This window comes from Streptomyces europaeiscabiei (assembly GCF_036346855.1).
GTDB lineage: Bacteria > Actinomycetota > Actinomycetes > Streptomycetales > Streptomycetaceae > Streptomyces > Streptomyces europaeiscabiei.
The window spans coordinates 2,461,998-2,485,968 of record NZ_CP107841.1 but is presented as its reverse complement, the minus strand read 5'-3'; the positions used below and the strand labels follow the sequence as shown (position 1 = coordinate 2,485,968).

The 23,971-nt window shown below is 69.9% G+C and carries 18 protein-coding genes and 1 pseudogene; 13 read left to right on the top strand and 6 right to left on the bottom strand.

Annotation, left to right across the window (positions count from 1 at the left end):
* Window positions 1-5: 5 nt before the first annotated feature.
* From OG858_RS10730 to OG858_RS10680, 11 genes are all read left to right on the top strand, one after another.
* The gene (locus tag OG858_RS10730; protein ID WP_408059473.1) at window positions 6-1,196 is read left to right on the top strand and encodes a Gfo/Idh/MocA family protein; all 1,191 of its coding nucleotides are present in this window, start codon (window positions 6-8) and stop codon (window positions 1,194-1,196) included.
* The gene (locus OG858_RS10725) at window positions 1,196-2,041 is read left to right on the top strand and encodes a DUF6807 domain-containing protein (RefSeq protein WP_086748063.1); all 846 of its coding nucleotides are present in this window, start codon (window positions 1,196-1,198) and stop codon (window positions 2,039-2,041) included. Before OG858_RS10730 ends, OG858_RS10725 begins: the two co-directional genes overlap by 1 nt.
* Window positions 2,038-3,648: a glycoside hydrolase family 43 protein gene (locus tag OG858_RS10720; protein WP_406195728.1), complete on the top strand. Its 1,611-nt coding sequence runs from the start codon at window positions 2,038-2,040 to the stop codon at window positions 3,646-3,648. Before OG858_RS10725 ends, OG858_RS10720 begins: the two co-directional genes overlap by 4 nt.
* 33 nt (window positions 3,649-3,681) lie before the next feature.
* Window positions 3,682-5,694: a pectinesterase family protein gene (locus OG858_RS10715; protein WP_327723812.1), complete on the top strand. Its 2,013-nt coding sequence runs from the start codon at window positions 3,682-3,684 to the stop codon at window positions 5,692-5,694.
* A gap of 81 nt (window positions 5,695-5,775) precedes the next feature.
* On the top strand, window positions 5,776-7,122 hold the full coding sequence (locus OG858_RS10710; RefSeq protein WP_327723811.1) for an ABC transporter substrate-binding protein: 1,347 nt from the start codon (window positions 5,776-5,778) through the stop codon (window positions 7,120-7,122).
* 160 nt (window positions 7,123-7,282) lie between these two features.
* Window positions 7,283-8,089 (top strand): rhamnogalacturonan acetylesterase, encoded by an 807-nt coding sequence (locus OG858_RS10705; RefSeq protein WP_086748066.1) that lies wholly within the window; start codon window positions 7,283-7,285, stop codon window positions 8,087-8,089.
* 118 nt (window positions 8,090-8,207) lie between these two features.
* Window positions 8,208-9,515, top strand: a complete 1,308-nt coding sequence (locus OG858_RS10700) for a pectate lyase family protein (protein ID WP_319265078.1) — start codon at window positions 8,208-8,210, stop codon at window positions 9,513-9,515.
* Window positions 9,515-10,693: a pectinesterase family protein gene (locus OG858_RS10695; RefSeq protein ID WP_086748068.1), complete on the top strand. Its 1,179-nt coding sequence runs from the start codon at window positions 9,515-9,517 to the stop codon at window positions 10,691-10,693. The genes OG858_RS10700 and OG858_RS10695 overlap by 1 nt, the downstream gene beginning before the upstream one ends.
* 1 nt (window position 10,694) lies before the next feature.
* Window positions 10,695-11,726 carry a pectinesterase family protein gene (locus OG858_RS10690; protein ID WP_319068047.1) on the top strand — a complete coding sequence of 344 codons (1,032 nt, stop codon included), beginning with the start codon at window positions 10,695-10,697 and terminating at the stop codon, window positions 11,724-11,726.
* Window positions 11,713-12,948, top strand: coding sequence for a dienelactone hydrolase family protein (locus OG858_RS10685; RefSeq protein WP_319265074.1), 1,236 nt, complete (start codon window positions 11,713-11,715; stop codon window positions 12,946-12,948). The genes OG858_RS10690 and OG858_RS10685 overlap by 14 nt, the downstream gene beginning before the upstream one ends.
* A gap of 35 nt (window positions 12,949-12,983) precedes the next feature.
* Complete coding sequence (locus OG858_RS10680) at window positions 12,984-14,096, top strand: right-handed parallel beta-helix repeat-containing protein (RefSeq protein WP_319265071.1); 1,113 nt, start codon at window positions 12,984-12,986, stop codon at window positions 14,094-14,096.
* 178 nt (window positions 14,097-14,274) lie between these two features.
* On the opposite strand, the pseudogene OG858_RS10675 reads toward OG858_RS10680, so the two are convergent.
* A pseudogene (locus tag OG858_RS10675) lies at window positions 14,275-15,333 on the bottom strand (glycoside hydrolase family 43 protein); the annotation flags it as partial.
* Between the two features lie 248 nt (window positions 15,334-15,581).
* Here OG858_RS10675 and OG858_RS10670 point away from each other — a divergent pair.
* The gene (locus tag OG858_RS10670; protein ID WP_086749350.1) at window positions 15,582-16,736 is read left to right on the top strand and encodes a right-handed parallel beta-helix repeat-containing protein; all 1,155 of its coding nucleotides are present in this window, start codon (window positions 15,582-15,584) and stop codon (window positions 16,734-16,736) included.
* Between the two features lie 133 nt (window positions 16,737-16,869).
* On the opposite strand, the gene OG858_RS10665 is transcribed toward OG858_RS10670, so the two are convergent.
* The 4 genes from OG858_RS10665 to OG858_RS10650 all read right to left on the bottom strand — a co-directional run bounded on the left by OG858_RS10665 (window position 16,870) and on the right by OG858_RS10650 (window position 20,515).
* Window positions 16,870-18,552: a rhamnogalacturonan lyase B N-terminal domain-containing protein gene (locus OG858_RS10665; RefSeq protein ID WP_327723810.1), complete on the bottom strand. Its 1,683-nt coding sequence runs from the start codon at window positions 18,550-18,552 to the stop codon at window positions 16,870-16,872.
* 31 nt (window positions 18,553-18,583) lie between these two features.
* Window positions 18,584-18,949, bottom strand: coding sequence for a hypothetical protein (locus OG858_RS10660; RefSeq protein WP_327723809.1), 366 nt, complete (start codon window positions 18,947-18,949; stop codon window positions 18,584-18,586).
* 100 nt (window positions 18,950-19,049) lie between these two features.
* Complete coding sequence (locus OG858_RS10655) at window positions 19,050-19,916, bottom strand: hypothetical protein (RefSeq protein WP_327723808.1); 867 nt, start codon at window positions 19,914-19,916, stop codon at window positions 19,050-19,052.
* Complete coding sequence (locus OG858_RS10650; protein ID WP_086749353.1) at window positions 19,913-20,515, bottom strand: SigE family RNA polymerase sigma factor; 603 nt, start codon at window positions 20,513-20,515, stop codon at window positions 19,913-19,915. Before OG858_RS10650 ends, OG858_RS10655 begins: the two co-directional genes overlap by 4 nt.
* A 269-nt stretch (window positions 20,516-20,784) precedes the next feature.
* On the opposite strand from OG858_RS10650, the gene OG858_RS10645 reads away from it, so the two are divergent.
* A complete protein-coding gene (locus OG858_RS10645; RefSeq protein ID WP_319319492.1) occupies window positions 20,785-22,236 on the top strand; it encodes an NCS2 family permease in 1,452 nt (483 codons plus the stop codon).
* Window positions 22,237-22,384: 148 nt separating this feature from the next.
* Here OG858_RS10645 and OG858_RS10640 read toward each other — a convergent pair whose 3' ends face one another.
* Entirely contained in the window at window positions 22,385-23,836 is a 1,452-nt protein-coding gene (locus tag OG858_RS10640; RefSeq protein WP_086749355.1) for a peptidoglycan D,D-transpeptidase FtsI family protein, read from the bottom strand.
* Between the last annotated feature and the right edge of the window lie 135 nt (window positions 23,837-23,971).

Genomic DNA, 23,971 nt, shown 5'->3' with positions numbered 1-23,971 from the left:
ACCCGATGAACCAGAAGAACCCGGACACCGCCACGTACGACACCCCGCTTCCGCTCGTCCTCGCGGGTGCCCGGGGCCACGGCCGCTGGCACCTGGAGAACATCCGGCGGCTGCAGGACAAGGGCATCGTCCGGCTCGCCGGCATCTGCGAGCTGACCCCGCTGGGCGCGGACGAGATCCCGGACGGCCTCGGCACGCCCGAACAGTCCGCCGACTTCGGGGCTCTCCTCGACTCGACGGGCGCGGCGATCGCCGTGATCTGCACCCCGATCCCGACCCACACCGACCTGGCGCTGGCCGCGGCCCGGCGGGGCGTGCACGTGCTGCTGGAGAAGCCGCCGGCCCCGTCCTACGCCGAGTTCCGCCGGATGGCGGACGGGGTCGCGGAAGCCGGCGTGGTCTGCCAGATCGGCTTCCAGTCGCTGGGCTCGCACGCCGTGCCCGCGATCCGGAAGATGGTCGCCCAGGGCCTGATCGGTGAGGTCGTCGGCATCGGCGGTGCCGGGGCCTGGGCCCGCGCCGAGGCGTACTACCGGCGGGCGCCCTGGGCCGGCAAACGACGCCTGAACGGCGTGGACGTGATCGACGGGGCGCTGACCAACCCCCTCGCGCACGCCGTCGCCACCGGCCTCGCGCTCGCCGGCGCGGGCCGTGCCGAGGACGTCACCGCCATCGAGACCGAGCTGCTGCGCGCCAACGACATCGAGTCCGACGACACCTCGTGCGTACGGGTCACCACCGCCGACGGCGGCCGGATCACCGTCGCCGCCACGCTGTGCGCCGAGGACCCGGGCGAGCCGTACAACGTCGTGCACGGCACCAGCGGCCGGATCACCTTCTGGTACAAGCAGGACCGCGTACTCGTCCAGCGGGCCGGACACGGCCCGGAGGAGATCGAGTACCACCGCACGGACCTGCTGGAGAACCTCGTCGACCACCTCGTCGACGGCGCCGATCTGCTGGTCCCGCCGGAGGTGGCCGGCGCGTTCATGAAGGTCGTCGAGGCGATCCGGGTCGCCCCGGACCCGATCGCGCTCCCGGCCGAGGCCTGGCACCGGCTGCCCGACGAGGACCGCCGGGTCGTCGACGGCATCGACGGCCTGGTCGTGGCCGCCGCCGACAACCTCGCCCTCTACTCCGAACTGGGCGCCTCCTGGGCGCTTCCCGCAGCACCGGCGAAAGAGGTGAGCACTTGATGACGACCGACGAGTCCCTGGTCCTGCGGGTGGCGGGCCGTCCGGTGGGCCGCTACCTCACCCGGCCCGAACTGCCGGAGCGGCACTCCCCCCGCCCCTATCTGCATCCCGTCACCACCCTGTCCGGTACGGCGGTCACCGAACTGAGCCCCGCCGACCACCTCCACCACCTCGGCGTCGGTGTCGCCGTTCCCGACGTCGAGGGGCACAACTTCTGGGGCGGGCGGACCTACGTCCGCGACCTGGGCCCGACCGAGCTCGACAACCACGGCTCCCAGCGCCACACCGCCTTCCAGCTGCGCGACCCCGACGGTTTCGTCGAGGAACTGCGCTGGGTGGCGTCCGGCAGGGAGCTGCTGCGCGAGCGCCGTACGGTCGCGGCCACGGAACTCACCGACGCCGCCTGGGCGCTGGACTTCACCTTCTCCCTCACCAACATCACCGACGCCCCGGTGTCGATCGGCAGCCCCGCCACCAACGGCCGCCCCGGCGCCGCGTACGGCGGTTTCTTCTGGCGGGCCCGCAAGGAGGCCGCCCCACCCCGCGTCTTCACCGCCGACGCGGAGGGCGAGTCCGAGGTCCACGGGGCCCGCGCCGACTGGCTCGCCCTGGCCGGCGGCAACTGGACGCTCGTCTTCGCGGGGGCCACCGACACCACCCGCCGCGATCCGTGGTTCGTCCGCGCCGACGAGTACCCGGGCGTCGGCTCCTCCCTCGCCCACACCGAGCGCCTCCCGATCGAACCGGGCGGGACCGCCGTACGCCGGATCGTCACCGTCGTCGCCGACGGCACCCTCGACCGGGGCGGGGCCGCGGCCCTCGTCCGCAAGGCGGTGAGCCCGTGAGCGCGATATCCGGTGCCTTCGCCACCACGGCCGGTGCGTCCGCCACCGCCGCCACGGCCGCCGCGCCCGCGTTCTCCGCCGACCAGGGCGACGGCACCTACCGCAACCCGGTCCTCGACGCCGACTGGTCCGACCCCGACGTCCTGCGCGTGGCCGACGACTTCTATATGACCGCCTCCAGCTTCGGCCGGGCCCCGGGTCTTCCCCTGCTCCACTCCCGGGACCTGGTCAACTGGACGCTCGTCGGCCACGCGCTGCAACTCCTGGAACCGGCGGCCGAGTTCAGGGTCCCGCGCCACGACTGCGGGGTGTGGGCGCCCTCGCTGCGGCACTTCGACGACCGGTTCTGGATCTTCTGGGGCGACCCCGACCACGGAATCTTCCAGGTCAACGCCCCCGGAATCCGGGGACCTTGGACCCGCCCGCACCTGGTCAAGGAGGGCAAGGGGCTGATCGACCCCTGCCCGCTGTGGGACGAGGAGACCGGCGAGGCGTACCTCGTGCATGCCTGGGCCAAGTCCCGCTCCGGGACGAAGAACCGGCTCACCGGGCACCGTATGCGGCCCGACGGCACCGGGCTGCTCGACGAGGGCAAGGTGATCGTCGACGCGGACCGGCTCCCGGGCTGGTTCACGCTGGAAGGGCCCAAGATCTACCACCACGACGGCTGGTACTGGATCTTCGCCCCCGCCGGGGGAGTGGAGACCGGCTGGCAGGGCGTCTTCCGCTCCCGCGGGTTCTTCGGGCCGTACGAGGAGCGGATCGCCCTGGAGCAGAAGGACACCGAGGTCAACGGGCCGCACCAGGGCGGCTGGGTGCGCACGGCGGCCGACGAGGACTGGTTCCTGCACTTCCAGCAGCGAGGCGCGTACGGCCGGGTCGTCCACCTCCAGCCGATGCGCTGGGCCCCGGACGGCTGGCCCGTGCTCGGCGACGAGGGCGCCCCCGTCGCCGTGCACCGCAAGCCGGAGCTGCCGCCGCAGCCGCCGGCCGCGCCCGTCACCGACGACGACTTCCCCGGCGGCCGCTTCGGACGCCAGTGGCAGTGGACCGCGAACCCCCAGGACGGCTGGGCCACCCAGCACTCCGGGGACGGGCTGCGGCTCACGTGCGTGCGCTCCGTGCACGCGCATGACCTGCGGAAACTGGCGAATGTGCTCACGCAGCGGCTGCCGGGGATCCCTGCGGTCATCGAGGTGGAGCTGAGGCTCGACAGCGAGGAGGCGGGCGTGCGGGCGGGGCTCGCCGTGCTCGGGGACGCGTTCCGCTGGATCGGACTCCAGCGGGGTGCCGACGGGACCGTGCACCTCGTCCACCGGTTCGCCGAGACCGTTGCCGAGAGGGAACGGGACGCCGATCATCCGCGCCCGGCACCCGAGGGGCGGGCCCGGCTACGGATCGAGACCTCGGCCGGGGCGCGCTGCCGCTTCTCCTACGACGTGGGGGAGGGGTGGGAGCCCTCGGGACAGGTCTTCGCCGCCACCCCCTGGCGCTGGGTCGGCGCTCTGCTCGGCCTCTTCGCGGTCGCGCCCACCGGCCAGGGACACGCCGGGGCGGCCACGTTCACGCAGTTCCGGATCACCGCCACGCGAGCCACGACCGCCTGACCCCCCGTCCTCGTACGCCTGTTGGGAGCCGCAATGACGCACCTCCGTAGCAAGCGCTTGCCGCACCGAGGGAGAGCCTTAGCCGCCGTCACCGCCCTGATCGCCTCGTTCGTCGTCGGCGCGCTCACCCCGGCGGAGGCCGCGGCCGGGTCTGCCACCGAGTCCGCCGGGACCGCCCGGTCCGCGGGGGCACCTCGCTGGAGTGACCGGCCGCACGGCTTCGCCTCCCTCGACGGCGGTACCACCGGTGGCGCGGGCGGCAAGGTCGTGACCGTCACCGACCAGGCCTCGCTGGCGAGGTACGCCTCCGCCGAGGAGCCGTACGTCATCCGGGTGGCCGGGGCGATCGATGTCGAGCCCTTCGGCTCGGACATCGTCGTGACCTCGGACAAGACGATCATCGGCGTCGGCGACACCGGCGAGATCGTCCACGGTGAGCTGCACCTCAACCCCGGTACCAGCAACGTCATCATCCGCAACCTGACGATCCGCGACAGCTACGTCGAGGGCGACTGGGACGGCAAGACGACCGACTTCGACGCGATCCAGATGGACACCGTCGACCATGTCTGGATCGACCACAACCGCTTCGAGCGCATGGGCGACGGACTCCTCGACATCCGCAAGGACAGCCGGTACGTCACCGTCTCCTACAACCAGTTCAAGAACCACAACAAGGCCCTCGGCATCGGCTGGACGACCAACGTGCAGACCGAGATCACCATCGACCACAACTGGTTCACCGGCACGAAGCAGCGCAACCCCTCCGCCGACAACTGCGCCTACGCGCACCTCTACAACAACTACCTGTCGGCGCAGGTGTCCGACGGCGACCCCGTGTGGACGTACGGGAACTGGTCGCGCGGCAGGACGAAGATGGTCATCGAGAACAGCTACTACGACGGGGTCCAGCACCCCTACCAGGCCGACGCCACCGCCGAGTTGGTGCAGCGCGGGTCGATCCTGAAGAACGTCGGCGGGCGGCAGGAGGCGTGGGGCGCGGCCTTCGACCCGAAGGACTTCTACGCCTACCGGCTCGACCGGGCCGCCGCCGTCCCCGCGCTGGTCACGCGCTTCTCGGGCCCGCAGAAGGGCATCGGCGCGAACACCGTGCTGAACGTCCCGGGTGACTACGCGACCGTGCAGGCCGCCGTCGACGCCGTGCCCGCCGGCAACGACGGCACCGTCACCCTCCGCATCGCGCCCGGCACCTACCGCGCGAAGGTCCTCGTCCCCGCGAACAAGCCGAACCTGGTGCTGCAGGGGACTGGACAAGATCGCTCGGACACCGTCATCGTCCACGACACGCCCGCCGAGTACGGCGGCTCCAACGGCAGCGCCACCGTGCGGATCCTCGCCAGTGACGTGACCGCCCGCAACCTCACCTTCAGCAACGACTTCGACGAGGCCGCGCACGAGCTGAAGGGCGAGCAGGCGCTGGCGGTGAAGACGACCGGCGACCGGATCGTCTTCGAGAACACGGCCTTCCTGGGCAACCAGGACACCCTGATGACCGACAGCCCCAGGCTCGACGTCATCAGCCGGGTCTACATCCGCGACTCGTACATCGAGGGCGATGTCGACTTCGTCTACGGCCGCGCCACGACGGTGATCGAGCGCTCCCTGATCAAGGCGCTCAGCCGGGGCTCGAACAGCAACAACGGCTACATCACGGCCGCCTCGACCTGGAAGGACAACCCGTACGGCTTCCTGATCACCAGATCGAAGGTCGTCAGCGACGCGCCCGCCGGGACCTACCACCTCGGCCGGCCCTGGCACCCGGGCGGCGAGCCGAACGCCATCGCCCAGGTGCTGTTCCGGGAGACCGAGCTGCCCGCCGCCGTCAAGTCGTCCCCGTGGACGGACATGAGCGGGTTCTCGTGGAAGGACGCGCGGTTCACGGAGTACCGGACGTACGGGCCGGGGGCCGGTGTGACCGCCGACCGGCCGCAGCTCGACGGCTCGGACGCCTCCACCTACACGGTCACCAAGTACCTCGCGGGGACGGACGGCTGGGCGCCGCATCGCAGGCGCGCCGGCCACTGAGTCCCGTCCCGGCGACAGACCGGACCGATCAGACCCCCCACAACTTCATAACCCTCGTATCCAGAAGAAGAGAGCCGTTCAATGAAGATCAGCAATCGCAGAAGCAGGCGCGCCGCCGCGGCCGTCGCCCTGGGATCCGTACTCGCGCTGACCGCCACCGCCTGCGGTGACGACGGCAGTGGCGCGGGCGGCGACAAGGGCTCCGACGGCAGCGGCAAGGGCAAGATCGTCTTCTGGGACAACAACGGCGGTGTCCGCACCGACATCTGGAAGGAGGTCATCGCCGACTTCGAGAAGGCCAACGCGGACATCGACGTCGAATACGTCGGGATCGCCTCCACCGAGTACCAGTCCAAGGTCGACACCGCCCTCCAGGGCGGTGGTCTCCCGGACGTCGGCGGTGTCGGCGCGGCCATGGCCGCCGGGTTCGCCGCGCAGGGCGCGCTGGAGCCCCTGGACGACCGGCTCTCCAAGTCCTCCCTCAGCGGCAAGCTCAACGAGGCGATGGTCGAGTCGCTGAAGTCCGCCGGCGGCGGTGACGCCCTCTACTCGATCCCGACCTCCGCCAACAACGGTGTCCTCTACTACCGCACCGACCTGTTCAAGGCGGCGGGCCTGGCGGAGCCGACCGACTGGGACAAGTTCTACGCGGCCGCCGAGAAGCTCACCGACAAGGACAAGAACAAGTTCGGCTACACCATCCGCGGTGGCGCCGGCTCCATCGCCCAGGCGCTGGACGCGATGTACGGACAGTCCGGGATCACCTCGTTCTGGGACTCCAGCGGTGAGAAGACCACGGTCAACGACCCGAAGAACGTCAAGGCCCTGGAGAAGTACGTCGGCCTCTACAAGAAGGTCACGCCCGCCGCCGACCTCAACAACGACTTCACCAAGATGGTCGCCCAGTGGGACTCCGGCACCATCGGCATGCTCAACCACAACCTGGGCTCCTACCAGGACCACGTCAAGGCGTTCGGCGTCGACAAGTTCCGGGGCATCCCGCAGCCGACCGGGCCCGACGGCAAGCGGGTCCAGGTCTCCAACCCGGTCGACGGGCTGGGGCTGTTCAAGAGCTCGAAGAACAAGGACGCGGCCTGGAAGTTCATCGAGTTCGCCCTCTCGCACGAGGAGAACTCCAAGTTCAACAAGTCGGCGGGGCAGGTGCCGGCGAACAACGACGCCGCGAAGGACAGCTGGATCTCCGAGGCCGAACCGACGAAGCTGGCCGCCGCCGCGCTGACCGACGGGTCCACGACCATCGTGCAGCTGCCGTACTACCTGCCGGACTGGAACACGATCTCGAAGACCGACAACGAGCCGGCCTTCCAGAAGGTGATGGACGGGCAGACCGGCGCGAAGGACTTCCTGGACTCGCTGGCCGACCAGCTGAACAAGGCGCAGGCGGAGTGGAACGAGCAGAAGGGCTAGGAACTCGGTCCGGTTCGTCCGTGACCGGCCGCGGCTTCGTCGTGGCTGGTCACGCGGTTCCCCGCGCCCCCGAGGAACGGGGGCGCGGGTGGCACGCCCCGCTTGGAAGGCACCTCACAACCTCCCTATCTCGCAAGCCTGTTGAGAAAGGCACCCGCACGTGTCACTCACCCGTAGACAGGTCACCACCGCGGCGCTCGCCGCTGTTCCGCTCACCGTCGCCGCCACGGGGCCCGCGTCCGCGGCGGTCTCGCGCGGCGCGGGGCGTCGTGAGCGCACGGTCTTCATCGCCGGTGACTCCACCGCCGCGCAGAAGTACGCCGACGCCGCCCCCGAGACGGGGTGGGGCATGGCGCTCCCGTTCTTCCTCCGGTCGGGGCTGAAGGTCTCCAACCACGCGGTGAACGGCCGCAGTTCGAAGAGCTTCATCGACGAGGGGCGCCTCGACGCCATCCTCGACGCCATTCGGCCCGGCGACCTCCTGGTCATCCAGTTCGGGCACAACGACTCCAAGGTCGCCGATCCCACGCGGTACACCGAGCCGTGGACGACGTACCAGGACCATCTGCGCCAGTACATCGACGGCGCGCGGGCCCGAGGGGCCCGGCCGGTTCTCGCGACCTCCGTCGAGCGCAGGAAGTTCGACGCGGCGGGCAACGCCGTACCGACCCATGGCGACTATCCGGCAGCGGCGATCGCTCTCGCCGCGGCGGAGGGGGTCGCGCTCCTCGACATCCAGGCGCTGTCCATCGCGCTGTGGCAGAAGCTCGGCGTCGAGGAGACCAAGAAGTACTTCAACTGGACCGCGACCGAGCAGGACAACACGCACTTCAACCCGCCGGGGGCGATCGCCGTGGCGCGGCTCGTCGTGGGTGAGCTGCTGCGGCGGCGCGTTCTCGCACCGCGGGAGGTCCGCCGTCTGGGCGAGGAGATCCCCGACTCCTGGATCACCTGGCCCGAGGCGTAGCGCTCCGCTCGCAGGCCGGTTCTCCCACCGCGGGCCCCTTCTGGCCGACCGCGCACTTCCCCGCGCCCCTGCCGGGGCGCCACCTCCCTCTTTGTTGCTTCGAAAGGAACCCGCACTCATGCGTTCTCGTATCTGGCATGCCCATGCCATCACTGCCGTGGTCGGCTCCACCGCGCTCGTGCTCGGCGTCACCGGGACCGGCGTCGCCCAGTCCCAGGGGCGAGACCTCGGTCGGCAGGTTCTCGGCGCGGGTGACGGCTGGGGGTCTGCGGAGGGTGGTACGACCGGCGGCTCGGCGGCCGACGCCGAGCATGTGTACACGGTCACCACCTGGGCGGAGTTCAAGGCCGCGCTGAGAGCCGGCGGTGACGCGCCGAAGATCATCAAGGTCAAGGGCATGATCGACGCCGTCTCCGAGGGGTGCGAGGCCTTCGTCGCCGGCGGCTACGACCTCCAGCAGTACCTCAAGGACTACGACCCGGCCGTCTACGGCAACGACAAGGTCGCCATGGGCCCCCAGGAGGACGCGCGGGTCGCCTCCGCCGCCAACCAGGACAGCGTCATCAAGGCCGCCGTCCCCAGCAACACCACCATCGTCGGCGTCGGCAAGAACTCAGGCATCCTCGGCGGCAGCCTCCAGATCAAGGGCGTCTCGAACGTCATCATGCGCAACCTCACCATCGAGGCCCCGCTCGACTGCTTCCCGAAGTGGGACCCGACCGACGACAACAACACCGGCAACTGGAACTCCGAGTACGACGCCGTGGTCGTCTACGGCACGGATCACGTGTGGATCGACCACAACACACTCACCGACGGCCGCTACCCCGACAGCGAGCGGCCGAGCTACTTCGGCAAGGTCTTCCAGCAGCACGACGGGCTGACGGACATCGTGCGCGGCTCCAACTACGTGACCGTCTCCTGGAACCGCTTCCAGAACCACGACAAGAACATGCTGATCGGTAACGGCGACGGCCTCGCCACCACCGACGCCGACAAGCTCAAGGTCACCATGCACCACAACCGCTTCGACGGGATCCTCCAGCGTTCCCCGCGCGTGCGGTTCGGACAGGTCGACGTCTACAACAACCACTACGTGGTGGCCGAGGAGCAGAAGGACGACTACTACATCTTCGGCGTCGGTATCCGCTCGCAGCTCCACGCGAGCGACAACGCGATCACGCTGCCGGCGGGCGCGAGCGTCGGCAAGGCCCTGAAGAAATGGAACGAGTCGCCGCTCACGGCCCGGAACAACTACGTCAACGGCAAGCTGACGGACCTCATCGCCGTCCACAACGCCGAGGTCCCCTCGGAGATCCTGCAGTCCGGCGCCGGGTGGACACCCACCCTGCGGACCAAGGTCGACTCACCGCGCGCCGTGCCGGGCATCGTCGCGAACCGCGCGGGTGCCGGGAAGGTCTGCTGATGGCCGGTTCCGACCAGGCGTCCGGCAGACGGCCGCTCTCCGGCCGAACGGTTGGCAGGACGTCTCTCCCCGACCACACGTTCGCCAGGCGATCCCTCCTCGCCGCGAGCCTCGGTACCGCCCTCACTCTCGGCGTCGCGCCCCACGCCCGAGCCGCCCGCGGACGCCCGGTCTTCGGCCGGTACGGGTCCCCCTCGGCCCGGCTCACCGAGCAGACCCTCTACGTGGACGCCGCCGGAACCGGTGACTTCACCACCGTCCAGGCCGCGGTGACCGCCGCGAGCGGCAGCGGGTACACCCTGGTCGTCGCACCGGGCGTGTACCGGGAGACGGTCGCCGTCAGTGCCGCCCGTACGGAGATGACCTGGATCGGGGCCTCCGGGAACGCCCGGGACGTGGTGGTCGTGTACGACAACGCGGCCGGCACCCCGAAGCCCGGCGGCGGCACCTATGGCACGACCGGATCGGCGACCACTCTCGTACAGGCGGGCGGGTTCACCGCACGGGACATCACCTTCGCCAACGACTGGCTGCGCGCCGACCACCCCGAGATCACCGGTACCCAGGCCGTCGCCATCAAGGTGCAGGGCGACCGGTCGGCGTTCCTGCGGTGCCGGTTCCTAGGGCATCAGGACACGCTGTACGCCGACTCGATGGCCCTTGGCACCTTCGCCCGGCAGTACTTCCGCGACTGCTACGCCGAGGGGGACGTGGACTTCGTCTTCGGGCGGGCCACGGCCGTGTTCGAGCGCTGTCACTTCCACACGCTGACCAGGACCGACCTGGGTTCCGCCCCGTACGGGTTCGTGTTCGCGCCCTCCACCGCGGGCGCCAACCCGCGTGGCTATCTGGTCGCCGGCGGCCGGATCACCAGTGAGGCCCCGGACGCCTACTACAAGCTGGCCCGCCCCTGGGTGCCCAGCTCGGACACCACCGCCCGGCCCATGCTCACCGTGCGCGAGACCCGCCTCGGTGCCGGGATCGACGCGGTCGCGCCCTACACCAACATGTCGTCGGGCTTCCCCTGGCAGGACCAGCGGTTCGCCGAGTACCGGAACACCGGACCGGGCGCCGTCGTCTCCGTACCGCAGAACCGGCCCCAACTCACGGCCGCGGACGCCGCGTCGGCCACCCGCGAGGCGTACCTCGGCGACTGGGCCCCGTGGAAGGGGTGCTGAGGTGCGCCGGCGCACACTGCTCACCGGGCTCGCCGGCGGCCTGGTGGCCGCCGGCACCACCCCCGCCCTCGCCGACACCCGCCGCCGCGTCCTGCACGTCCGGCGCGGCGGCTCCGTCCAGGCGGCCGTGGACGCGGCGGACGGCTCCGGGTGGACGATCGTCGTGCACCCGGGGACGTACCGCGAGGTCGTCGACATCCCCGCGAACAAGGGGGAGCTGACGCTACGGGGCGCCTCCCGCGACCCGCGTGCCGCCGTCATCGTCTTCGACCGCGCCAACGGCACCCCGAGGCCCGAGGGCGGCACGTACGGCACCGCGGGCTCCGCCACCTTCACCTCGGCGGCGCCCGGCCTGACCGTACGCGACCTGACCCTCGCCAACGACTGGCTGCGCGCGGACCATCCGGACTACACGGGGACCCAGGCGGTCGCCGCGTACGTCACCGGGGACCGCTCGCACTTCGACAACGTCCGGTTCCTCGCCCACCAGGACACCCTCTTCGCGGACACCACCGCGCTGGACGCCTTCGACCGGCAGTACTACCGGCACTGCCACATCGAGGGTGACGTCGACTTCGTGTTCGGGCGGGCCAGGGCCGTCTTCGACTCCTGCCACTTCCGCACCCTCCAGCGGGACGTGTCCTTCACCCCCAAGGGCATGGTCTTCGCCCCCGCCACCGCCCGCGCCAACCCCTACGGCTTCCTCGCCCTGCACGGCCGGATCACCTCCGGTGCCGAGGACGCCGCGTACAAGATCGCCCGACCCTGGGTGCCCTCGTACGAGACGACCGCCTGGCCCTCACTGGTCGTGCGGGACACCTGGATCGGCCCCGGGATCGACCCGGTCGCCCCGTACACCAACATGCGCGAGGCCTACCCCTGGCAGACCATGCGCTTTCGCGAGTACGGCAACTCCGGTCCGGGCGCGGTGATCCCGGTGCCGGAGAACCGGCCGCAGCTGACAGCGGCCGAAGCCGGGGCGCACACGCGGCGGACGTATCTGGGGGACTGGAGGCCCTATGGGCACCGGTGATCCGAGGGACAGCCGGGACAGCCGTGACCCCGTGGGGCGCCGTGCCTTCGTCGTGGGCGCGGGGGTGGGGGCCTTCTTCGCGGGGGCGGGGGCGGGAACGGCAGCGGCGGCCGGGGCGGAGCCCCCGCGAGTCGCCGCGAGTGCCGCCTCCGCGTCGGCCGCCCTGCACGGTGCCCTCCCCGACTTCCACCCTCTCCTCAAGGACGAGCTCCGCTTCCCGCTCGCCTGGGGCACCTCGCCCATCCGGGACTTCCGCACCTGGCGGCGGGCGGCACGGGCGAAGGTCGAGGAGCACCTGTTCGTCGCCCGGGACGACACCCCGTACGCCCCCGAGTTCGGTCGACAGCGCACCGAAGGTGACGGTTTCACACGCGAGCTGGTCACCTTCTCCCTCACCCGGTACGGCCGGGTGCGGGGCGCCCTGCTCACCCCGCACGGCACCGGACCGTTCCCGGCCGTCCTCCTCCTGCACGACCACGGCGCCAGGTTCGACATAGGGAAGGAGAAGCTGGTCCGGCCCTGGTACGACGACACCCGTCTGCCCTCCGCCCAGGCCTGGGCGGACCGGTACTTCAGCGGGCGGTTCGTCGGCGACGAACTGGCCCGGCGCGGATACGTGGTCCTCGCCGTGGACGCACTCGGCTGGGGCGACCGGGGCCCGGTCACCTACGAGGAACAGCAGGCCCTCGCCGGCAACCTCTACAACCTGGGCTCGTCGCTCGCCGGGCTCATGGCCAGGGAGGACGTGCGCGCGGCGGCCTTCCTGGCCGGCCTCGACCGCGTGGACCGGCGCCGGGTGGCGGCCCTCGGCTTCTCGATGGGCGCGTTCCGGGCCTGGCAGACGGCCGCGCTCAGCGACCACATCGCGGCCGCCGCGAGCGTGTGCTGGATGACCGGGCTCAAGGAGGTCATGGTCCCCGGCAACAACATCCTGCGCGGCCAGTCCTCCTACTACATGCTCCACCCCGGGCTCGCCCGGCACCTCGACTTCCCCGACGTGGCGAGCATCGGCGCCCCCAAGCCGATGCTGTTCCTGAACGGCGGACTCGATCCGCTGTTCCCCGCCGACGGCGTTCGCGTGGCCCACGACAAGCTGCGCGCCGTCTGGCGTTCCCGCCGCGCCGAGGAGCGGTTGCGGCTGATGACCTGGCCGGACCTCGGCCATGTGTTCACCGCACCTCTGCAGGACGAGGCCTTCGACTGGCTCGACACCGTCCTGTGAACCACCCCACCCGCACGAGAAAGGAACCGCTCTCCATGTCTCGTCGTACCACTCTCGCCCTGGGCACGGCCCTGGCCCTCGGCGCCGGTCTGGCAGTGCTCCCCACCCAGGCGCACGCCGCGACCGTCGTCGTCAGCAACTCCACCGACCTGTCCAACGCCATCAAGAACGCCACCGCGGGCACGGTCATCCAGGTGCGCGGCGGCACGTACTACCCGACGGCGACCATCCAGTCGACGGCGAACGGCACCTCCTCCAGCCGGATACACCTCCAGCCGTACGGCTCGGAGACCGTGAAGATCGACGGGTCGAACCTCCCCGACGGCGACTGGATCTTCAAGCTGACCGCCGACTACTGGACCGTCTCCGGGATCACGTTCCAGAACTCCCCGGACAGCGCGGTCGTCTGCCAGTCCTGCGCCTCCACGGTCTGGGACAACATCAAGACCATCAACGGCGGCGACTCCGGCTTCACGCTCACCGGCGACAGCACCACCAACAACACCGTCCGGAACATCGACTCCTACGGCCACTACGACCCGGCCAACCACGGGGAGAACGCCGACGGCATCGCCGTGAAGTTCGGCTCCGGCTCCGGCAACCTCATCACCGGAGCCCGCCTCTACAACAACTCGGACGACGGTCTGGACTTCTGGTCCTTCTCGTCGCCGGTCACCGTCGAGCACACCTGGGCGATGGGCAACGGCAGGAACCGCTGGTCGGACTCCGCGTTCGCGGGCGACGGCAACGGCTACAAGCTGGGTGGCGACGGCGAGACCGTCGCCCATGTCATCAACAACTCGGCAGCCTGGGACAACGCGGGCAACGGCTTCACCGAGAACAGCAACAAGGGCGCCATCGTCATCAACCGCACCACCGCCTACGCCAACGCCAAGTGGGGCTACTACTTCGCCACCGGCACGGCCCGCCTCGGCAGGAACCTGGCGGTGAGCAACAGCGGCGGCTCGGTCAACAAGGGCTCGTCGGTCGTGTCGTCCGGCAACAACTGGGACTCGGGCGTCTCGACCCCGGCGTTCCGCTCCACCAACGCCTCGACGACGTTCAACGCCCGTTCGTCGAGCGGCACGCTGCCCGCGACCACCTTCCTGACCACGGGCAGCACGACGATCGGCGCGACGATGAACTGAACGGCGACCAGTGCCGCGGCAGGCGACGTCCGCCCCGTCGCGACGCCCGGCACGCCCTCTCGCCGCACCGGCCGAAGACCCGAGTACATCCAGTACAAGGGCCTTCGGCCGGCACGCCGAGAGCACGCACCGGACGCCGCTCCTTCACGGGCGAACGCTGCCCGCCGCGGCACTAGGAGTACGCGGCCAGCAGGCGGTCGTACTCCTTCTTCGTCACCGGCATGACCGTGCCGTGCCTCGGGCTCGCGGGCAGTTCGTAGTTCTCGGACGGCGTCCACCGGCCCGAGGCGAGGTCGGTCGTCTCGAACGGGATGTAGCCCCGGCCGCCGTACTCGTCGATGAAGAGGTACCACTTCTCCTCGGTGTTCGACTTGAACACGGTCGGGCCCTCGCCCCGGCTCATCGCGCCGCTGCCGATGCAGTCGGCGACGAAGCCGTACGTCGTCGAGGTCAGGGAGCGCGACTTCTCGCCGGTGATGAACTTGGCGCACGGACTGGAGGAGTTCGGGTCGCGCTCGTCCTTGGTGTAGCGGTAGTACGTGCCCCGGTGCTCGACGACGGTCGAGTCGATGACCGAGTAGCCGGGGTCGTTCCACACCTTCGGAGCGCTGAACGTACGGAAGTCCTTCGTCGTCGCGTACATCATCTTGTTGTACGTCGAGCCGGTGTGCTCCGGGTCGTCGTCGGCGTAGAGCTTCGACGCCCAGAAGACGACGAACCTGCCGAGCCCGCTGTCCCAGTACGCCTCCGGTGCCCAGGTGTTGCCCGCGTTGTCGGGGGCCACCTTCACCAGGCGCTGGTCGGTCCAGTGGACCAGGTCCCTGGACTCCCAGATCATGACGGACCTGCTGCCGTGGCGCTGGACGTCGTCCCAGCTGCCGCTGCTGTTGCGGTACATGCGCAGATCGGTCGCGATCATGTAGAACCGGTCGCCCCTGGGGGAGCGGATCACGAACGGGTCGCGCAGGCCCTTCTCGCCGATGGTGGAGGTGAGGACGGGCGCGCCCGCGTTCAGCTCCCGCCAGCGCAGGGCGTCGTTGCCCTCGCTGAGCGCGTATCGGATCTGCTCGCCGTCGGCGGTGCCCTCGCCGGTGAAGTAGGCGAAGAGGTATCCCGCGTACTTCGTGGGTTTCTTCACCTTCTGCTCGGTGGACTGCGCCGGGCTCGGCGGTGCGGCCAGGAGGCCGAGGAGGAGAGCCAGGAGGGGGAGCAGGATCGTGCGGGCGGTGCGGCTCATGACACATCCTGTGGGGGGTTGGTGGATTCTGTTGGATGAGCTGTTCTCGGAGTGTTGCCAGTGGGGTTCGGCTCGTCAATCGGTGGGCGTGTGAAGACTCCGAGCGAAACTTTCGGGCGATTTCGCGGGGGCGCGGCAACCCTTTCCCGCCGGGCGGCGACCAGTGATCAGAAGCGGGCCGGGGCGGCCCCTCCGGCCCGCTTCGTTCCTCGTCTCCCTGAGGCGCGTCCCCTGCGAAAGGAACACCCGTGCGTCAGACCATCGGACGCCATCGAAGGACCCGCACCCTGTCGATCGCCGCCGCCGTGTCCGTCGCCGCGGGGGCGGGCGGCGTCCATCTCGGCCTCTCGCAGGACGGCGCCCGGGCCGCGGCCACCACGGTCACCGTCTCCAGCACCGCGTCGCTGGAGTCGGCCGTCGCGAACGCCGTCGCCGGTACGACGATCCAGGTGCGCGGTGGCATCTACCGGCCGACGAAGACCCTGAAGTCGACGGCGAACGGCACCGCCTCGGCCCGGATCACGCTCACCGCGTACGGCAGCGAGAAGGTCAGGATCGACGGGTCGGGGCTGGCGGCCGGCTCCTGGCTCGCCGGCATCTACGGCGACTACTGGACCGTCTTGGGCCTCACCTTCCAGAACTCCCCGGCCCAGGGCTTCGTCGCCACGTCGTCGGTCGGCGGGATCTTCAAGAACCTCGTCACCGCGAACAACGGCGACTCCGGGTTCACGCTGCGCGGCGACGGCACGACGAACAACCTCGTGCGCAACCTCGACAGCCACGGCAACTACGACGCCGCCGACCACGGCCAGAACGCCGACGGCATCGCCGTGAAGTTCGGCTCGGGCACGGGCAACAGGATCACCGGCGCGCGCCTCTACAACAACGCGGACGACGGGCTCGACCTCTGGCAGTTCTCCTCGCCCGTCACCATCGAGCACTCCTGGGCCTTCGGCAACGGCAGGAACCGCTGGAACGACTCCGCGTTCGAGGGCAACGGCAACGGGTTCAAGCTGGGTGGGGGAGGGGTGTCCGTCGCGCACTCCGTCAACGGCAACGCGGCCTGGGACAACACGTTGCACGGGTTCACGGAGAACTCCAACACCGGCGCGATCCTGCTCAACCGCAACACGGCCTACGCCAACAAGGAGAACGGGTTCCATCTCGCCACGGGCAAGGCCCGGTCGGCGCGGAACCTGGCGGTGGGCAACGGGACGGGGAAGGCGAAACTGGGCTCGTCCACGGTGTCGGCCGCGAACAACTGGGACAGCGGCGTGGCCACGCCGCCCTTCAGGTCCACGGACGCGGCAACCGCGTACGCGCCGCGGCAGGCGGACGGTTCGCTGCCGGCCACCACGTTCCTGACCACGGGCTCCACGGCCATCGGCTCGACCATGGACTGAGCTGCCGGGCACGGCTGAGCTGCCGGGCACGGCGCGAAAAGGCGCCCCCCGCCGGTCGTCACCGGCGGGGGGCGTTTTCCGTGCCGACCCCGAGGGGGGCTCTGGTCGGCACCTGCTGCCGGCCGAGGGGGGCTCAGGCCAGCAGGTCCACGCAGTCGAACGAGGTGCCCGGACTGAGGAACGCCGTGCCGCTCGAACCACTGACGATATTGAGTTTCAGTACGTTGTACTGACTGGTGTTCGACTTCCATGCACTGGCAGGGACGCTGTAGGTGAACGTGTGGTTGTTTCCCCGGTACGAACCCGTGGTGAGCGACCGGGTGGAGGGCTGCTTCGGGGCCGCCGGAATCGGCGAGACCCAGTCATTGATGGATACCCGCGGCCGCCCGCCCGCGAACGCGTCCGTGACACCGATCCGCAGGGTGTGCGCGGCGGCGGCCTGGGCGGCGGTGAGTCTGAAGAAGACCCGGATGCCGTCGTTGACGTCCTGCCAGATGTACGCGGGAAAGGACGCCGCCGGGTCACCGGCGCCCAGCGTGACGTTGCCCGTCCACTTCGCCGCGCGGCCGTCGGACGGATGCGCGTGCGTCATCAGGTCGGCGTTCTTGAACCCGCCGGGCGTGCCGTCCCAGTCGCCGAGCCGCCAGAGCGTCTTCGCGGTCGACGGATCACCGGTGATGGTGATGCTGTTCAGCGCGGTCGAGCCGCCCGCCGTCACCTTCACCTCCCGGGTGTGCACGGCCAGCTCGCCCTTGTGGACGGTCAGTGTGTACGTCCCCGGCAGCATCCCCCTGCAGGAGAAGGCGCCGGTTCCGGCGGCGGCCTTCGCCCAGTACTGGGCGCCCTTGTTCGCGAAACCGACCGTGTAGGCGTACCTCGCGTCCATGCCCTTGAGACCCACACCGGCCACCTTGCCGCGCCCGGCCCTGCCGACCCAACCGGTGATGCCGAGGCCGTCCACCCAGGACGTGTCCAGCTTGTCGTGGGCCAGCGAGGCCGAGGGCGCCCCGCCGTCCGTGAACGCCAGGACGTACGGACCCTGCAGGCCGAAACGTTCCGCCTCGGTCTGGGCCTGGTTGTAGTGCAGGATCTCGTAGAGACCGGCGCCGAGGTCGTTGGAGTGACGGAGCAGTGAGCGGTAGAAGGGGCCGCCCGAGGCCTTCTCGTGGTTGGAGCGGACGATCCACAGGCCGACCGAACCGGTGGTGAAGCCGATGTGGTCGTAGTCGACGACCCGCTTGCCCGAGTAGTGCTTGGAGTGGGTCGTGCCGTCCGCGCGCCGCCAGACGTCACCGGCCTCGATGACCTTGTCGGAGGCCTCGATCCAGGAGTCCGGCCCCTCGTTCGGGAACATTCCCGGCTTGAGGCGGACGAGGAAGCGGGTCGCCGTGAAGGACGCGTCCGCCTTGTTCGTCCACAGGTAGACGTTGTTCTGGCCGCTGCGGGCCGCGTACCACTGGGTGATCGCGCCGTGCACGGCCTTGATCAGGATCGTCGACCCGGACTGCTTCACAGTCACGGTCGAGGCGCCGAGACCCGACTCGACGTGCGAGTGCCTGCCGCCGTAGCCCTCGTACTCCTTGCCCCTGTAGCGGAGCGAGGTGAGGTCGCCGGTGGTCCTGGAGACCTTGAAGACCAGGTTCGCCCCGGTGTCGACGACGACGTTCTTTCCGTCGTCCGAGTGGCCGAACCCGGCGGCGGACGCGGTGGAGAGGAGGCCGGTGCCGCCCGCGACGGCGGCGCCGGTGGCGGCGACGCCGAGCGCGCCGGCTCCGAGCACGCGTCGGCGCGTGAGGCGTCTCTTGTGGGTGCTCAAGGGTGGTACTCCGGGATTGTCGGATCTTGGCTTACTTGTACGTGATGCCAGATGGCGAGAACTTGCTGGTGGTTCCGTCCACGCCGGTACCGATCCGGGTCGGCTCCGGGCCCTCGTCCTGGCCGGCGTCGCCGAGCGCGCCCCTGCCGAGGAACTTCCTGAGCTTGCCGTCGAACGTGCCCGACGCCTCGATCGTCCTGGTCAGGGCCATGGCCATGGCCATGGCCCTGCTGCCCCTGGCCGTCGGCCAGGTCGGGGCGGCGCCGGCGCCGGACAGCAGTGAGGTCGCCACGAGGGCACCGCCGGTCGGGGCGAGGGCGGCGACCGAGCCGATCACGGCCCTCCGGCCGGTGACCCGACGGCGGTGCCGGACGCGCTGTGCTGCAGGTGCGGTCATGAACCCGAATCCTTGCCGGTGGTGACTCTTGCGCCTACTGGTCGCCACCGGCGGAGAAAGGGTTGCCGCGTCCACGGATCCTTTTCACGAAAGATCTCTTCTACGAGTCGCCCTCGTCCGAGGAGTCCTTGTCGTCCTGGCCCTCGAAGCCGCCCGCCACCGCGAGGTCGTCGCCACCCGCCTTCGCGGTGATGGCGTAACGGTCGCCGCCCGCGTCCCGGCCGCCGCGCTCGTGGTTGTACTGCCCGGCGAAGACGAACTCGCCCTTGGGGGCCGTACGGCCGTCCTTGAGCACCCAGGTGTAGACCAGGAAGCCGTCGTCCGCCTCGACCGTGAGGTCGAAGTCCTGCTCCGGCAGCGAACGCCAGGAGCCGGCCGAGGTGACCCCGCCGGTCTGGGCGATCCGCAACTGGACGGTCAGCTCGGTGAGCTGCTCGCTCGTCTTCAGGGTGAGATTGCTCTGCGCCCAGAAGTCGTTGCTGTGCGGGTCGACCGAGCCGTCCGACCAGAGCGGACCGTCCTCCTCGTTCCCGGAGGTGGGCAGCTCCGGCGCGGTCGTGTCCTTGCTGGACGGGCTCTTCGACGGCGTCACACTGGGCTTGCTCTCCACCTTGCCGCCGGTGCTCGGGCTCGGACGGTCGGGGTGGATCGGGGCCCGGCTCGTCGCGGCCGGGGAGTCGAGCGGGGTCGGGGAGACCGTCACGGTCTGGTCGGCCGGCGGTGTCTCGCCCTTCACCGCGGAGGCGACCGCGTAGCCGCCGACCGCGAGCACACCCGCGACTCCGGCGGTGGCGGTGACCACCCGCACCCAGCCCCACAGCGGCGGCCGGGTCGTCTTGCGGCTCCGGGGCTCCTCGGGTGCGGCCATACCGCGCTCGATCCGGGCCAGGATGCGGGCGCGGTCGGGCTCGTGCGCCTCGGCCGACTCGCGCAGCCGGGCGCGCAGCTCCTCGTGCACGTCCCTCATCGGTCCCTTCCTCCACTGCCCGGCGCACCCGCACCGGTCACTCTCGCGCCCGGCACGCTCCCGCCCGTGATGCCGGCATGCATACGCCGTGTTGTGCCCTCGGTGCCGAGCAGCTTCTGCAACTCGGCCATCCCCTTGGACGTCTGGCTCTTCACGGTACCGACCGAGACCCCGAGAGCGAGCGCAGTGTCCTTCTCCGAGAGGTCGAAAGCATGCCGCAGGACCACACAGGCCCGCTTGCGGAACGGCAGTCTGCGCAGCGCCGACTGGACGTCGACCACGCCGGGCACGTCGGGATTCTCGGTCTTCTCCTCGCGCTGGGACCAGAACAGCGTGATCCTGCGGCGCTCACGGACCGCGCTGCGGATCCGGGTGCGGGCCAGATTGGCAACGATGCCACGGGCGTACGCCACCGGATGATCCGCCGCGCGGACCCGGTCCCAGCGGTGCCACATCGCGAGCAACGCGTCCGCGGCCAGGTCGTCGGCGGCGTCGGCCTCACCGGTCAACAGGTGGGCCAGACGGGAGAGTTCGGCATAGTGACGTTCGAAGAAGGCGTGGAACTCCACGGAGGCTGCGTCGTCGACGACAGTGCCCACGGGGACCTCTCTCCTGGCGGCGGCCACAGCAGCCGAGCCGGCTGCCTGTGCGTGTCATGTGGATGACATGTGATCGTCCGGGGCCGACCCCTGACGAGATCCGGAAGAGTAGCAGTGATCGTGAAAGGTGCTCGTACGCGGCTTCGACCGCCGTCTTGCAGGGAGAATTCCGATTCCGTAACACGGAGAAAACCTGAATCAGGTTCAACGGGGACACAATCCAGCCAGCATCCGCGCGTAGTCCACGCATGTCACTAGGAGCACCGTTCATGTCCGACGCACAGAAGGTGGCCGACCGGCCCGCAGCCGAGCCACCCGGGGCGAACAGCGTCGATCGCTTCTTCAAGATCAGCGCCCGGGGATCCACCTTCGCCCGTGAGATACGAGGCGGCCTCGCCACGTTCTTCACGATGGCGTACATCCTTGTCCTGAATCCCATCATCCTCGGCAACGCCAAGGACAAGTACGGCCACACCCTGGACGGTGCCGAACTCGTCACCGCCACCGCCCTCGTGGCCGCGGTGATGACCATCATCATGGGCGTCGGCGGCAACCTGCCGCTCGCGCTCGCCGCCGGCCTCGGCCTCAACGCGGTCGTCGCCTTCCAGATAGCCCCGCTGATGAGCTGGTCCGACGCGATGGGCCTGGTGGTCCTCGAAGGCCTGCTCATCTGCGTCCTGGTGGTCACGGGCCTGCGTGAGGCCGTCATGCACGCCATCCCGCAGCCGCTCAAGCAGGCGATCAGCGTCGGCATCGGCCTGTTCATCGCCTTCATCGGCTTCGTCGACGCCGGGTTCGTCAGCCGTATCCCGGACATCGCCGGTACCACCGTGCCGGTGCAACTCGGCGCCACGGGCGCGCTGTCCGGCTGGCCGATCCTGGTCTTCTGTCTCGGTGTCCTGCTGACCATCGGCCTGCTCGCCCGCAAGGTGAAGGGTGCGATCCTGATCAGCATCCTCACGATGACCGTCGTTGCGATCGTGATCAACTCGGTGGCCGACGTCAAGAGCTGGGGCCTGACCACCCCGAAGGTCCCCGACGACATCGTCGCCGCCCCCGAGTTCGGACTGATCGGCGACTTCAGCCTGTTCGGCTCGTTCGGCGAGACCACCGTCATCACGGTCGTCCTGCTGATCTTCACCCTGCTGCTGTCGGACTTCTTCGACACCATGGGCACGGTCGTCGGCATCACCGCCGAGGCGGGCCTGCTCGACGAGGAGGGCAAGGTCCCGAACCTCGGGCGGGTCCTCCTCATCGACGGCGCGGCGGCCGTCGCGGGCGGCGCCGCCTCCTCGTCCTCCGCGACCTCCTACATCGAGTCCGCGGCCGGCGTCGGCGAGGGCGCGCGCACCGGCTTCTCCAACCTGATCACCGGCGGCCTCTTCGCGGTGGCTCTCTTCCTCACCCCGCTGCTGACCATCGTCCCCATGCAGGCCGCCGCACCCGCGCTCGTGGCCGTCGGCTTCCTGATGATGACCCAGGTCAAGAACATCGACTGGGACAAGTACGAGATCGCCATCCCCGCGTTCCTCACCATCGCGGTCATGCCGTTCACCTACTCCATCACCAACGGCATCGGGGCCGGCTTCCTCGCCTTCGTCCTGATCAAGACGGTCCTCGGCAAGGCGAAGGAGATCCACTGGCTGCTGTGGGCCACCTCGGCCCTGTTCCTGGTGTACTTCGCGATCAACCCGATCCAGCAGATGTTCGGCGTCAAGTAACCACCGCGCCCCGTAGGGGGCGCGGGGAACCGCGCGATCAGCCGCATACGGCCGGCAGTCGAAAACGCCGGTAGACGAAAAACGAGGGGCCGCCCCCGGGGGGAGTGGGGCGGCCCCTCTCTTCAGATGGCTTCTGCGCGGCGCCGGATCACCCCTTCAACGCCGCCTCCATCACGGCCTTCGCAACCGGCGCGGCCAACCCGTTGCCGCTGACCTCCGAGCGCGCCGCGTTCGACTGCTCCACGACGACCGCGACAGCGACCTCCTTGCCGTCGGCCTTCCCGAACGACGTGAACCAGGCGTACGGCGTCTTGCTGTTGTTCTCGCCGTGCTGGGCCGTACCGGTCTTGCCGCCCACGGTCACCCCGCTGATCCGCGCGTTCGTGCCCGTGCCGTCCTCGACGACCGTCCGCATCGCCGACTGCAACTGTTCGGCGGTGCCGGCGCTCATGATCTCCGACGCGCCCGCCTCGGCGTCGTAGTCCTCCAGGACATCGTCGCCACCGTTGGTGATCTGCGAGACCATGTGCGGCGAGACCAGCCTGCCGCCGTTGGCGATCGCCGCAGACACCATCGCCATCTGGAGCGGCGTCGCGGTGACGTCGTACTGGCCGATGCCTGTCAGCGCGGTGGAGGACTCGTCCATGCCCGACGGGTAGACGCTCTCGTACGCCCGCACCGGCACGTCCTGCGTCTTGTCGTCGAAGCCGAACTTCTCGGCCATCGCCCTCACCTTGTCCTGGCCGAGGGCGACGGCCATCCTCGCGAAGACGTTGTTGCACGAGTACTGCAGCGCCGTACGGATCGTGGCGTTCTCGCAGGGCGCGCTCGGGTTCTCGTTCGACAGCTCCGTCGTCGTGCCCGGCAGGGTGTACGGATCCGGGCTGTCCGTCCTCGTGTCCACCGACGCGTACAACCCGTCCTCCAGCGCGGCCGCCGCCACGACCAGCTTGAACGTCGACCCCGGCGGCAGCGGCTGGCGCAACGCCCGGTTGGTCAGCGGCTTGTCCTCGTCCGCGTTGAGCTTCTTCCAGGCCGCAGCGGCGGTGTTGGCGTCGGTGAGGGAGGACGGGTCGTACGACGGGGTCGACACCACCGCGAGGATCCTGCCGGTCTTCGGGTCGATCGCCACGGCCGCGCCCTTGTTGTCGCCGAGCGCATCGAACGCGGCCTTCTGCACGGCCGGTTCGATCGTGGTGATCACATTGCCCGGGTCGGCCCGCTTGCCGGTGACCGTGTCCATCACGGTCTTCAGCCGGAGGTCCGTGCCGTCCAGCAGGTCCTGGTAGACGCCCTCCAGCTGCGTGGGCGCGTAGGCCTGCGAGGCGTAGCCCGTCACCGCCGCGTACAGCTCGCCGTCCGTGTACGTGCGCTTGTACGCGAGGTCGCTGTCCTTCGTCCGGGCCGAGCCGGTGACCGAGTCGCCCGCCACGATGATGTTCCCCAGCGGGTCGGCGTACGTCCTGATCACGTTGCGCCGGTTGTTCTGGTCGTCCGCGAGCGCCGTGCCTTCGTAGAACTGCACCCAGGTCGCCCGCACCAGCAGGGCGAGCACGAGCAGCAGGGTGAAGACGGCGGAGCGCCTGATCGTCTTGTTCATCGCACCCGGAACGACGAGCGGGATGCGATCAATCGTTCCCTTCGCCCGGTTTTCTCATGGGGTCCTCATGAAACCGGGGTTGCCCCCCGAGCCGGTTCGGGGTCCCGTTCCGGCCCGGCCCGGGGCCGGCTCCTC

Bases quoted from the DNA above. Each gene is read 5' to 3' on its own strand.
- OG858_RS10730 (WP_408059473.1), top strand. From the start codon at position 6: ATGAACCAGAAGAACCCGGACACCGCCACGTACGACACCCCGCTTCCG.
- OG858_RS10725 (WP_086748063.1), top strand. From the start codon at position 1,196: ATGACGACCGACGAGTCCCTGGTCCTGCGGGTGGCGGGCCGTCCGGTG.
- OG858_RS10715 (WP_327723812.1), top strand. From the start codon at position 3,682: ATGACGCACCTCCGTAGCAAGCGCTTGCCGCACCGAGGGAGAGCCTTA.
- OG858_RS10710 (WP_327723811.1), top strand. From the start codon at position 5,776: ATGAAGATCAGCAATCGCAGAAGCAGGCGCGCCGCCGCGGCCGTCGCC.
- OG858_RS10700 (WP_319265078.1), top strand. From the start codon at position 8,208: ATGCGTTCTCGTATCTGGCATGCCCATGCCATCACTGCCGTGGTCGGC.
- OG858_RS10695 (WP_086748068.1), top strand. From the start codon at position 9,515: ATGGCCGGTTCCGACCAGGCGTCCGGCAGACGGCCGCTCTCCGGCCGA.
- OG858_RS10685 (WP_319265074.1), top strand. From the start codon at position 11,713: ATGGGCACCGGTGATCCGAGGGACAGCCGGGACAGCCGTGACCCCGTG.
- OG858_RS10680 (WP_319265071.1), top strand. From the start codon at position 12,984: ATGTCTCGTCGTACCACTCTCGCCCTGGGCACGGCCCTGGCCCTCGGC.
- OG858_RS10660 (WP_327723809.1), bottom strand. From the start codon at position 18,949: ATGACCGCACCTGCAGCACAGCGCGTCCGGCACCGCCGTCGGGTCACC.
- OG858_RS10655 (WP_327723808.1), bottom strand. From the start codon at position 19,916: ATGAGGGACGTGCACGAGGAGCTGCGCGCCCGGCTGCGCGAGTCGGCC.
- OG858_RS10645 (WP_319319492.1), top strand. From the start codon at position 20,785: ATGTCCGACGCACAGAAGGTGGCCGACCGGCCCGCAGCCGAGCCACCC.
- OG858_RS10640 (WP_086749355.1), bottom strand. From the start codon at position 23,836: ATGAACAAGACGATCAGGCGCTCCGCCGTCTTCACCCTGCTGCTCGTG.